Annotated in this window: 6 protein-coding genes; all 6 read left to right on the top strand. The window is 42.4% G+C overall.

Translation table 11 applies throughout. The features are described 5' to 3' along the window. The first annotated feature begins 268 nt into the window (after positions 1 to 268). The 6 genes from BUR42_RS08455 to BUR42_RS08430 all read left to right on the top strand — a co-directional run bounded on the left by BUR42_RS08455 (position 269) and on the right by BUR42_RS08430 (position 12,994). Positions 269 to 742, top strand: coding sequence for a hypothetical protein (locus BUR42_RS08455; protein ID WP_143197388.1), 474 nt, complete (start codon positions 269 to 271; stop codon positions 740 to 742). A gap of 88 nt (positions 743 to 830) precedes the next feature. Then, a complete protein-coding gene (locus tag BUR42_RS08450) occupies positions 831 to 1,778 on the top strand; it encodes a hypothetical protein (RefSeq protein WP_074238809.1) in 948 nt (315 codons plus the stop codon). A gap of 61 nt (positions 1,779 to 1,839) precedes the next feature. Beyond that, the gene (locus BUR42_RS08445; protein WP_084185637.1) at positions 1,840 to 3,252 is read left to right on the top strand and encodes a hypothetical protein; all 1,413 of its coding nucleotides are present in this window, start codon (positions 1,840 to 1,842) and stop codon (positions 3,250 to 3,252) included. Between the two features lie 19 nt (positions 3,253 to 3,271). Next, a complete protein-coding gene (locus BUR42_RS08440) occupies positions 3,272 to 4,264 on the top strand; it encodes a hypothetical protein (RefSeq protein ID WP_074238807.1) in 993 nt (330 codons plus the stop codon). Positions 4,265 to 4,298: 34 nt separating this feature from the next. After that, positions 4,299 to 8,495: a DUF5977 domain-containing protein gene (locus BUR42_RS08435; RefSeq protein WP_074238806.1), complete on the top strand. Its 4,197-nt coding sequence runs from the start codon at positions 4,299 to 4,301 to the stop codon at positions 8,493 to 8,495. Between the two features lie 8 nt (positions 8,496 to 8,503). Beyond that, positions 8,504 to 12,994 (top strand): DUF6443 domain-containing protein, encoded by a 4,491-nt coding sequence (locus BUR42_RS08430; protein ID WP_084185465.1) that lies wholly within the window; start codon positions 8,504 to 8,506, stop codon positions 12,992 to 12,994. The last annotated feature ends 4 nt before the right edge of the window (positions 12,995 to 12,998 follow it).

Below are 12,998 nucleotides of genomic sequence, written 5' to 3'. Positions count from 1 at the left end.
TAAAAGAGTTTAAAGGCCGGGCTTTCAGTCCGGCCTTTGTTATATACATTACCATAAAGTGTTATGTGTCAGGGCTATAATTTTATCCCCACATTTTAAAATGTGAAAAATTGATATATATTTATACTGCGGTTTAGTTCCGCTCAACCTATGCAACTCGAATCCCTATTTCTTCCCCACATTTCTTACGGTGGCTTTCGAAAGCATCCAGGCGAGGCGTATCCCCGCGCGTATCAATATTTCAGTGCAGAACTTAAAGAACAATTGTATGGACATTATAGCGTACCAGGACTTCCATAACATCCGGCTGAGTGACTTTTATGCCGGTCCTGACTACAGGGAGGTAGATAATTATGATTTTATGGGAGAACAGTGGATAGGAGAACTTTCGGGGTTTAATACATTCCTGCGCCTGATCACCGAGCCGGAAGATACCCGGGCTATTTCCCTGGATTTTACGAAAGACGATAACAATATGGCGGGGAAGGTGCTGGAAGCGTTGCATCTGCCGATTAAATCTGCCTGTTCTGAATCTGATCTGATTGAGTTGTTTGGTGAGCCGCAGAAGAAACTTCGTTTGGCGAAGGATACGGTGACGATGGATTACATCATTGGGGAGCGGTTTACTTATTATTTGTCCTGTACGCTGCATCATGCCAATGGGTTGATGTACCTGGATATTATGAATGAGGAGAAGGTGATTAAGAAGCTGAAGGGGAAGGAGAAAAAGAAGAAGGAATGATAAACTTAAAGTCCGCGTGTTGCATGCGGACTTTAAATTTTTACTTATTTTAGAGTTGTTATAATGTAACCCATGTAACCCTGTATCCATGAAAAAATTAATCCTTTTACCTATTCTGGTTTTATTAAGCACTTTTAGTTTTGCACAAGGCAGTAGTGAATACACTACGAGTGTATATTTTGCTCCGGGCTATGCAATTGGGGATTACATAGAATTCCTGAAAGTTGCGCCTTATAACGCCGGAGCTGCCGGTTACTACGATGTTTCTATATCCTATACCCGGGGTAATATTGCATCAGCTGCTACCCACCGTGCTGCCATTTCTCATGCTAACCCGGCTGTTTGGCGCGAAATGGGAACTGTCAATAGCAATGGTTACGCCTGGTCAGGAGCGCATAATTTTACCGTGGATTGCAATACTGAATATACAAATCCCAGGTTCAGGATACGCGCAATTCAAACCTTCGGTGTTTTAGATCAAGGGATAATTGTTCATATTAAGGTACGGTCCATTAACATGGATTTTGGATGGACAGCATTATCTGCTACGGGAAATGACCAGACGGTAGTTAAACTCCAGCCAATGACGAGTGAATGGAGTTTGTATGTGGGGAGTCCTTATTCCAGCAATTCTGCTGCAGTAGCCTTAAACGTCAAAGAAAACGGATATGTGGGCGTTGGTACCAGGAACCCGCAATCAGAATTATCAGTAGCCGGCACTGTTACAGCAAAGAAGGTAAAGGTACTTTCTACCGGCTGGCCGGATTTTGTGTTTGAAAAGCAATATCCATTGCTGCCACTTCCTAAAGTAGAGCAGTTCATAGAGGAGAATAAACACCTTCCCGGTATTCCTTCAGCCAGCCAGATTGAACAGGGCGGGCAGGATATAGGAGAGATCAACAGCAAACTATTGCAGAAGATCGAAGAACTAACATTGTACCTTATCGAGGAGCAAAAGGAGCGTAAAAAGCTGGAAGAAACCGTGAAGGAATTGAAGCAGTTGTACGGCGGACTTCAGAAATTAAGAGAAAAATAAGGAAGAATAAACTTATTATTGTGATACACCTTATACCATTATAATGCTAACCCGGTTCATCATGCTTGTCTTTTTACTGTTTGCGTTCTCTAACCCAGGGATAGCACAGGATAGTATATTGGCTAAGGCCGGGCAGGTCCCACAAAAATATCTCTCACAAGTAAGCAGCAAAAGCCGTCAGCTTGAAAAGCAGGTAGACAAGCGTACTGCCAAGGCTTTGGACAGGATGATCAAGCAGGAGAAGAAGTTGCAGCGTAAGCTGTCTAAGATCGATTCCCTTGCGGCTAAGAATATCTTCACCAGATCAATTGACTCGTTGGGTGGGCTGAAGGCGCGCCTGAAAGGCAAGGTGCCGGGCAAGGCCTTAAATGGGCAGTATTTCGGTTACCTGGACACATTGTCTAATTCCCTTGGCTTTTTAAAAGAATCCAAACAACTACTTGGTAAGGGCAAAGAGGCCCAGGGGAAGCTGGCAAAGTCCATGGAGAGCGTGAAAGAGCTGCAATCCAAATTGCAGCAGGCAGAGAATATCAAAAAGTATATCAATGAACGGAAGCAATTGCTGAAAGCCCAGTTAGGTCAATATACTGCGCTTACCAAAGATCTTCAGAAGATCAACAAAGAAGCTTATTACTACGCACAGCAGCTAAAAGAATACAAAGAAGGTTTTAAAGACTCCAAAAAGGCAGAGAGGAAGGCGATGGAGCTTTTACAAAAGGTGCCTGCTTATAAAGATTTTATTTCCCGCAATTCCCAACTGGCCAGTTTGTTCAATTTACCCTCGGGAGGCAGTGCAGATCTTGCCCAAAGCCTGGAAGGTTTACAAACCCGTGCGCAGGTAGATCAGTTACTCCAGCAACGTATCGGCAGTGCAGGACCGGACGCCCGCCAGGCATTGACCCAGCAGATGGAAGCGGCGCGTTCCCAGTTCGATGAATTGAAAAAGAACTTCCCGGATCTGGATAATGCAGGAGAGATGCCGGATTTTAAGCCGAAAGAATTAAAAACCAAAAGCCTGCTGCAACGGCTGGAATTTGGTACGAATGTGCAGTTCCAGCGGTCTACGCAGTTCTTTCCTACCACCGGGGATTTTGCGGGGCAGGTGGGATATAAGTTTTCCAAGAATGGAATTCTGGGGCTTGGTGCATCTTATAAGCTGGGAATGGGAACCGGGTTTAATAATATCCGGTTTTCGCATCAGGGTGTTGGGTTCCGTTCTTTCGGGGATTATAAGCTGAAGGGGACGTTCTTTGTGAATGGCGGTTTTGAGTATAATTATAATCAGCCGTTTGCGGATGCGGCACAGTTGTATAAGCAGAATAGCTGGTCACGCAGTGCTCTGATCGGAGTGAGTAAGAAGTATAAGATCAATAATAAGTTGAAGGGGAATATGATGTTGTTGTATGATTTCCTGGCAAATTCCCAGGTGCCGAGACAAGACCCGGTGAAGTTTAGGTTGGGGTATAATTTTTAACCTTTGCTTTTATATATCTATGAAAAAATCCCTTGTTAGCAGCGTGGCTGTGTTGTTTGTTAGTAGTGCAGTGTTGGCGCAGACTCCGCCGACCTTACAGAGTGTAACAAATAATGGTAATGAGACCAATAATCGTATTATCCTAAATGCGGTTGGTGGATTATTGGCTTTAAAAGGTGATGAAGGCCGTTATGTTCACTGGATCAATTCGGCTAATACTGAAGTAGCATGGATGGGATTTGGCACTACCGGCTCGAATGCATTTGGTATCAGGAATGCAATCGGTCCTACGATCATGTTTTCTTCGATATTAGATATCTGGAACAGGACGATGGTGAACAATGCTGTGGATGATAATACCTCCGCTCTGATCGTTAACGGGAATGTGAGGCTCAGTAACAGGGGGCAGAACTACATTGTTAAAGACTATGCTACGTTTGGAGAAACAATGTCCGGCGCGGCTACAATTATTGGGAATAATGCAAAGGCCAATAATACTGATATACAAAGAATAGATAACTCTACTGCTACTACCGATGGGAGTAATGCAATGGTGATGTCTTATATCCATGGCACTATGTTCCATGTAAAAGCCTCGGGAGCTTATCGTGCTGCGAATACGCAGTGGTTTACGGTGGGAGATGGTACGGATGAAGTGATGCGGCTGACGCCATCACAAAATGTGCTGATAGGTACTGCTACTGATGATCCTGCATATAAGTTGCAGGTGAAAGGGAACGTAAAGGCGCAGAAAGTGAAGGTAACGGCGCAGGGCTGGGCGGATTTTGTGTTTGAGCCAGAGTATAGGTTACCTTCTTTGTTTGAGGTGGAGCAGTTCATTCTTCAGCATAGGCATTTACCGGAGATTCCTTCGGCTAAGGAGGTGGAAGAGAATGGGGTTGACCTGGGGGAGATGAATAAGAAGTTGTTGCAGAAGGTGGAGGAGCAGACCTTGTATATAATTGAGATCAATAAGCGTTTGAAGGCGCTGGAGGAGAAGGTGGGGAGGTGATAATTCTGAAAAATTTATAATAGCCTATATTATTATGAAAAAACTATTGCTTGTTATTGCTGCTTTGGCATCGCTGGTATTTTCCTATGGACAGGACAAAAAAGGAAAAGTAATTCCTCCTTCTCCCCAGACTGCAGAGTTTACAAAATACATTAATTACAATGTAAGTGCCTATAATGGATTGCCGGAAATATCTATTCCTCTTTATAATATTGAGTTAAAAGGCGTTTCCATTCCCATAAACCTGTCTTATCACGCCTCCGGTATTAAGCTTGGTCAAACGAATGGGGAAGTGGGTGTTGGCTGGTCGCTGAATCCCGGATATCGCATTTCCAGGAGTGTTTATGGCCGCCCTGATGAATTATTCAGTAAGCCAACTTCGGCTTCTGTGACTGATAGTTTGAATTATTATCAGGGAGACGCATTCCGTACGGACAAATTTGTTTCCAAGTTTCAGTTTGAATTTGGAGATGATTATTCTCCAAAACCATATAATGATGAAAAGGCAGATGGGGAATATGATATATTCAACTTTTCATTGCCAACTGAAAGTGGCAGTTTTGTTATTAACGACAGAACCAATAAAACGGTTCAGATCATAGAACGTTCCAATATACAGTTTAACTATGATCTTGGGCTCATTGGGAATATAAATGGCATAACAAGGTTTCGTGTGAAGGATGAATCAGGGATCAAGTATTCTTTTGGTGCAACAGCATCCGGAGGAGCAGGAGTGTTTGAAACATCCAACCTGCAATATGGCGGTTACCTGGCTACTGCCTGGGCATTAAGAGACCTTGAAACACCAACGGGCGACAAAGTTTCATTTTCCTATACACTGGGTTCTACAGGTGGCTACAGGCATGATTTGAGAACTTTCACTTTTACTACCGCAGTGCTATGTAATCCGATGGCTGCGGGTTTAATTCATGATGATGACGTGGGTATCAATACTGCTTATACTACTTTTTTTAATCAGGAGATCAGTACTGATAAAGAGATTGTTAAATTCTATCGTAGAACGGGAACAAATTTACTGGATACAATTAAAGTGTATGATTATGATAATGTAAAGATCAAAAGCATACGTTTTTATTACAGTGATAACAGTTTGCATACTTTTCTTGATTCGGTTGTGATCCGTGACAGGAATGATAAGGCCGTAGAGGTTTACCGGTTTGATTATTATTTCCGGAATATAGCTTGGGATGGTTTAACTGCAGATGAATGGGGGTATTATCTTGAAGGTGATTACAGGCTTGTTTATCACGACCAGTTTAAAACGGATAAACTCAGTTATCAATATAATGATACATCAACAGGACATCCGGTAGATGTTGCCGTTGGCCAATATCTGACGCAGCGAATAAGACGCGATGTTGTTTTATATACACCTAATTATTTTTCCTTAAAGAAAATTACTTATCCAACAGGTGGTTCCACAGAGTATACATATGAGTCTAATCAATACATGGGAATAGGTAATCAGAATCACCAGGGTGGTGGGCTACGGATCAAAGAAATTCACAGCAAAGATCTTGTAAATGATAAAACACTGACTAAAAAATATACTTATGGTGTAAATGAGAATGGGAATGGAATTCCTCAGCTGCAAATGAACTATACAATGTTTGCCAGGAAAATATTAAGTTTTGTTCATGATCCGGCAATGTCAGAAATAGCACATGCAAACCCTCGGGTTACGGTGTTATACGGAACATCGCCTAGTGGAGATATAGATGCAGGCGGGTTTATTGGGAGTTATGTTGTTTATCCTGAAGTAAATGAATACATGATGGGTGGTTCAGACATTCAGGAAACTCATCATGGAAAGATAAAATATTATTACGCAATACTGAATACCTATAATGCAGCCGGTATCTCAAGAGGCCCACGTGTTGGTGGAGAGTGCCTGACTGATGAAACTGCGGATTATACCACCTTGTATGTTACCAATTATGCTTATTGGAACAGGCCTTTACTATATGAGAAGCAATACTTCGAGTATAAAAACAATGCTTTTAATAAAATAAGGAAAGAAGAGTTCAGCTACATGCCATCTAATCAGTTTTCTTTAACAGGGTTTAAGGTAAAGCCCTATGCTACTTCCCCTGAATTTGAACCAGTTACCGGTGCATTGAACAGGTATTATTCATTTATCCCTTCCTTTTACGAATTTGGTACCTATACTATTACCGGCGGAAAATGGCAGATGACAGGTAAGAAGGCGACCCTATACAGTGGGGTTGATTCCATTATAAATACTATTGAATATGCTTATAATGACAAGGGGTATTTGGCAAGCGAGCAAGCTTCAACCAGCAAGGACCTTGTTATTACCGAATACACTTATCCATCTGACCTGTCAGATCCGGCATCCACATCAGATCTTAATAAGTCAGTGCTCCTGTTGAAGGAATATAATATGCTGGGAACCGTACTGGAAAAACGTACGTATAGAAAGAAAGTAAATGAACCTGCCAAATGGCTGGTTAATTCTTCTTTTACAAGATATAAGAAAGACCAGCTGGTACCGGCCCAAATACTTACAACAGAAAATGCATCATTAACAAATACATTTGTTCCCGTTTCGGTAAATAGCGCTAATGTAGTACTTGATCCAACCTATAAATCGGATAAAAATTTTGATTCATATGACCTCACAGGGAATATACTTGAAACGCATAAAGAAAACGATCTTTTTGAAAGCTATATCTGGTCTTACAAAGGACAGTACCCGGTAGCCAGAATCTCAAACGCCCGGCAGAATCAGGTAGCTTATACTTCTTTTGAAGCAGATGGTAAAGGAAACTGGAGCTATAGTGCAGTAGGGCAGGAGGATGCAACCGCTCCGACCGGGGAGAAAGTATTATCACTGACAGGAACAATAACAAGCAATACATTGCCTTCTGGAAACTATATAGTTACTTATTGGGGCAAAGGAGGCAGTATACTTGCTAATGGTGTTTCAGGCACTGCCATCGCAACTACCAATGGCTGGACGCTGTATAAGCATTTATTGAATAGTACAACAGGCGTAACTATATCCGGATCCGGGTTAATAGATGAGTTACGGTTATATCCCTCCGGAGCACAGATGAACACATATACTTATGAACCTTTGGTAGGAATGAGCAGTGAGATGAATGTAGAAGGACGTGCTACTTATTATGAATATGATGCTTACAACCGGCTTAAGGTAATCAGGGATAAAGACAGAAATATACAGAAGGTAATGGATTACCAGTATGTGGAGCTGCCATCGCTAACCGGTACCATATATTATAGCAGTTCCTACAGTGATTATTTTACACGGAATAATTGCGCTTCCGGACTTGTTACGGCTCCTGTTATATATACTGTACCAACAGGTAAATATACAGCCGGTACACAAGCTGCGGCAGACGCGCTGGCGCAGGCAGATCTGACAGCTAATGGACAAGCTTATGCCAATGCTTACGGGGTTTGCGTTTCCGCATTTTATAATGTAAGTATGCATCAGGGTTTCACAAGAAACAACTGTGGTACAAACAGTGTTGGAAGCTATGTTATTTATTCAGTACCTGCCAATACTTATTCCTCTCAGATCAGCCAGGCGGATGCAAATGCCCAGGCACAGGCAGATATTAATGCAAACGGGCAGACGTACGCAAATACGCATGGTACCTGCCAGACTACTTATTTCAATGTTTATAAAGGTCAGACGTTTGTAAGGAATAATTGTGGAAGCGGCTTTATTGGTGATACACTTATATATGAAGTAAATGCAGGAAAATATTCTTCTACGATCAGCCAGGTAGATGCAGATGCAAAAGCTGATAATGAAATTACTACCAGCGGGCAGACTTATGCAAATGCAAATCTCGAATGCCTGTCCACTACCATTAACTTCAAAATAGAAACAGAATCAGCGTGGCTGGGTGGGCGTATTTACCAGGTAGACTTCTACAGGCCTAACGGTACTGTTTATTCTATCTACCCTGATGCTTTTGGTGCAAACGTTCAAAACTTCAGTATGCCGGCAGGATTCTATTATAAAGCACTTATCTATATTAACAGTGCAGATAGCGACTATACGGGGAGTGTATATTTCTCGAACAGTTCATTAACCTGTAAAGTACTTGAAAACGGGCCTTCTTCCGGTGCGGTCGTCCAGTTTACGGAATTGAACCTGAAAGGCTATTCCGGAGCAAATATCGGCTTTACTATTTCCACTTCACCCTGTAATTGATCTGTACTATGAAACAATTAGTCCATATAATTATCTGCATATTATTATCCCTGCCCAAACTACTCTTTGGTCAGGTTTATGCACCACCTGCATATCCAGTTGGATTAAAAACTAATTTCATCCGCGCATGGACACCAGGAATGGCGTCTTCTGATATCAGTATTGTTACTTCTCCTTTCCGTACAACAAGGGAGGTAGATGCAACAACTCAGTATATTGATGGTCTCGGCAGGGTGATTCAAACGGTAACGAAGAAGATTACACCAGGTGGTAAAGACATGGTAAGCCCTGTTATTTACGATGATCAGGGAAGAGAACGATATAAATTCCTTCCATATCCTTCGCAAAGTGTGGATGGCTCATTTAATACCAATCCTTTCTTTGATCAGGCTACTTACATGATCAATGCCTATGCCGGAGAACAGTATACATACACTAAAATGGATTTTGAAGAATCTCCTCTGAACCGTGTAGTTAAAACTTTATCGCCAGGTAATAGCTGGGCTGGAAGTGGAAGAGGCGTGTCTCGGGAATATCTTGTTAATACAACAGCAGATACCGTTCGCCTCTGGACAATCAGTACATCTCCCGGTGCTTATCCTGTTTCGGATAGTTATTACCCCACCGGAGAATTGTACGTGAATATCAGTATAGATGAAGCCAATCATAAAATAGTAGAATACAAGGATAAAGAAGGCCGGTTGATCTTAAAGAAGGTACAGATAGCTACTTCTCCTGGTGGTGCTTACACAGGTTGGTTATCTACCTATTATGTGTATGACGATCTGGGTAATCTTCGTTATGTATTACCACCCAAAGCAGTAGAGCACCTTGTTTCTAATGGCTGGAACTTAGCGGATTCAACTTTTCGGAGAGAACTCTGCTTCCGTAATGAATATGATGGCAGGAAACGGGTGATCGTTAAACAAGCGCCAGGCACACAGCCAGTGGAGATGGTGTATGATGTAAGGGACAGGCTTGTATTTATGCAGGATGGCAATATGCGGCCTGCTTCAGGTTTGCCCGGTAAATGGCTCACAACTTTATATGATGAGCTAAACCGCCCTATCATGAAGGCTTTCTATACTACGAGTCAGAATCGCAGCCAACTGGAAAGTGAGTTGGCCACCGCTACGGCTACGGAAACCATCGTTACAACTATTCCAACTACAACTAACCTGATTGTCGCCAGCCACGATGGCCGGCTTATCTATAAGGCCCGTAAGAGCATTGAGTTCATAGATGGATTTGACAGTAATACCAGCGAGTTTGAAACAATACTCGATTCCACGGACATTCAGACTACAGAAACTATTTATGCTAATAATCCTTTGCCTTCCCTGGATGAGAATGACCTGGAAGTACTAATTTATACCTATTACGATAATTACGATTACCCGGGTAAAAAGGACCCTTACACTGCAGATTATACTAAGCCGCAGGAGGGAAATAATCCTTATAAAGAAGCGGTTGCAGTTAACCAGATGCCAGTGGGGCAGTTGACAGGAAGTAAGGTGCGGATACTTGGTATGGATGAATGGTTAACCACCACATCTTACTACGATAAAAAAGGAAGAGTGCAGCAGATCTTGTCAGACAATGCTGCTGGCGGGATAGATATCATTACGAACCTCTATGATTTTAGTGGGAGGCTGCTCAGCAACTATCACCGCCATCGTAGTCCCCGAAGTAGTCAGACTTTGGAAACTACCTTATTGACAATGAACAGCTATGATGACGGTGGGCGGATCGATAAAATTACCAAACGGTTGAACGATGATGATACCAACCTTCAACGGGATATTGTTACTATTGAATATGATGAAGCGGGCCAGCTTAAGGAGAAAACTTTCAAAATGCCGAATGGGGACCCTCTTGAAAACCTTGTCTATGATTACAATATAAGAGGCTGGGTGGCTGCGATCAATAGAGAGTATGTCAGCGGATCCGTTGCGCATTACTTTGGGCAGGAACTTGGTTATGATGCTGGTTTTACTAACCAAGAGTTTACCGGCAATATTGCGGGTATCAAATGGAAGGGATTTAATGATCCTGTAGCCAGAAGATATGATTTTAAATATGATGCTGCTAACCGGTTGCTAAAAGCAGATTTTACCCAGCAAGCCGGAAGTAACTGGGATCAAAGCGCTGGTGTTAATTTTGATGTGAAAATGGGGAATGGTGCTACAGGTGCTTACGATGCTAACGGCAACATCATGCGCATGCAGCAATGGGGATTAAAAGCAGGAGGCAGTTCACAGATAGATGATCTTTTCTATACACTGCAAAAAACGGGTAATGTATATACGAATAAACTATACAAGGTTAATGATGCGTATAACGATCCGTCATCTGCGCTTGGCGATTTTAAAGATCAGCATCCTGATTATACAGAGGACTATGATTATGATCTGAATGGTAATCTGATAATAGATCATAATAAGAACATCAGTTCCATTTATTATAATCATTTGAACCTTCCGGAAAGGGTTGATATTACCGGCAAGGGAAAGATTGAGTACATATATGATGCCATGGGCGTTAAGCAAAGAAAGATTGTTACAGATCAGACCGTTAGTCCTGAAAAGGTGACAACCACAGATTATATTGGCGATTATGTATATGAAAATAACGAATTGCAGTATGTTAGACATGAAGAAGGTAGAATACGTGCCAAAATTACCGTAGGTCAACCGGTATCATTCGTATATGATTATTTCCTGAAAGATCATCTGGGGAATGTACGTACTGTATTGACAGAGGAAACGTCCCAACACCTGTATAAAGCAACCATGGAACCTGCACAGGGAGCAGTGGAAAATGCTTTATTCAGTAATATAGATAATACACGCACAGCTAAGCCATCTGGGTATAGTGATGGGACTACCAGCCCGAATGACTATGTAGCCAGACTGAATGGAGATGCTGGTAGTCAGAAAACGGGTCCATCACTTGTATTGAGAGTGATGGCAGGGGATAAGGTACAAATAGGTGCCAAAGCATTTTATAAATCAACCGGAACCCATACCGCTGCCACACCTGTAAGCAGTATATTGAGCGCTTTGGTTGGAGCTTTTGCTGGTAATGACTTACCAGGTGGTAAAGGTACTTCCGTAGATGCGGCATCTCCTCTTTCCAATAATTTTTCGCCGGCAGATTATCAACGATTAAGAGAACAGGATCCTTCGCAAAACCAGACAAATAAGCCCCGGGCATATTTGAATTTTGTATTGTTCGATGATCAGTTTAAATTGGTAGACGGTAATAGCGGTGCCAGGCAGGTGCAAGGAGTGCCGGATGAACTGCAGACATTAGCCACCAGCCAAATGACTATGCAGAAGTCGGGGTATTTGTATGTTTATACCAATAATGAATCCTTGGAGAATGTGTATTTTGATAATGTGGTGGTGTTGCATGAGCCGGGGCCATTGTTGGAAGAAACGCATTACTATCCGTTCGGGCTCACCATGAGTGGGATATCTTCTAAAGCGGTAGGAAAGCTACAAAATAAACGTGGGTTTAATGGGAATGAATTACAGAGCGGGGAGTTTGCTGATGGAAGTGGATTGGAATTATACGATTTTAATGTCCGTTCCTACGATCCCCAATTGGGAAGGTTCCTGAATAGTGATCCGGCAACTGAATTAGCTTATGATTGGACGGGGTATCGTTTCGGGTTTAATAACCCTGTTTTGTTAAATGATCCAACGGGTTTGTGGGAAGGGAAGTATGATCGTGGAGATGCAGGTTTTGATCAAATTATTTCTTCCTTACAGAGTGGTACATTTAATATAAATGGAGGCGAAGATGAGAAGAAAAAGCAAACAAAAAAGGGAAATGCTTATGCGGCACCAGCTGTTGTATTTAGCGAGCTAGTTACTGCCTATACTGCTACCAGAGGAGCTGAACAGACTGGACTTTTGGCACCAGGAGGCTTGTCAAATTTTTTGTATCGTGACTACTGGAATGGGGCGTGGGCGGATTTTAATTCCAAATTTGAGCTCAATCCCGAAGTTGGAGCAACTGGATTAGCAGTTCCGATGGTTTCAGCTGTAGCTACGGTTTTACATTACTTCGGAAAACCTAAGGGAGGAGAAGGTTCAACAACAACAACGCTGCATACAAATGATTATGTTCTTTTGTATCGGGGAGTGCATTTTGGACATCCGGATTATGCCAACGCATTACTTGGCAGGGCTACTCCACGTGGAGGGCCACGGGGAGGGAAAGGGCATACAGACCCAGCGGCGCATAATTATTATAATAATAGAAGTGTCTTTACTTCGTGGACTCTTTTTCCTACTATTGCAAACAATTTTGCAACAAATGGAGGACAATCAAATGGGGGAATAATATTGATAAAGCTTTTTAAGTACTCAGAAATAACAATATCTCCTGATAGGTTTGGAGAAGGTGAGATGCTAATAAGGGGAACTGTCACTGGAGCGCTTCCTGTTCCCGCTGTTCGCTCTCTGGGCAGGTCGACTTTCGGAGATTAATGCC

The sequence above is a fragment of the Chitinophaga niabensis genome, assembly GCF_900129465.1.
Lineage (GTDB): Bacteria > Bacteroidota > Bacteroidia > Chitinophagales > Chitinophagaceae > Chitinophaga > Chitinophaga niabensis.
The sequence above is the reverse complement of the archived record's forward strand: the minus strand, read 5'-3'. Positions and strand labels throughout refer to the sequence as shown.

Coding starts and splice junctions, on each gene's coding strand:
- BUR42_RS08455 (WP_143197388.1), top strand. CDS start 269: ATGGACATTATAGCGTACCAGGACTTCCATAACATCCGGCTGAGTGAC.
- BUR42_RS08450 (WP_074238809.1), top strand. CDS start 831: ATGAAAAAATTAATCCTTTTACCTATTCTGGTTTTATTAAGCACTTTT.
- BUR42_RS08445 (WP_084185637.1), top strand. CDS start 1,840: ATGCTTGTCTTTTTACTGTTTGCGTTCTCTAACCCAGGGATAGCACAG.
- BUR42_RS08440 (WP_074238807.1), top strand. CDS start 3,272: ATGAAAAAATCCCTTGTTAGCAGCGTGGCTGTGTTGTTTGTTAGTAGT.
- BUR42_RS08435 (WP_074238806.1), top strand. CDS start 4,299: ATGAAAAAACTATTGCTTGTTATTGCTGCTTTGGCATCGCTGGTATTT.
- BUR42_RS08430 (WP_084185465.1), top strand. CDS start 8,504: ATGAAACAATTAGTCCATATAATTATCTGCATATTATTATCCCTGCCC.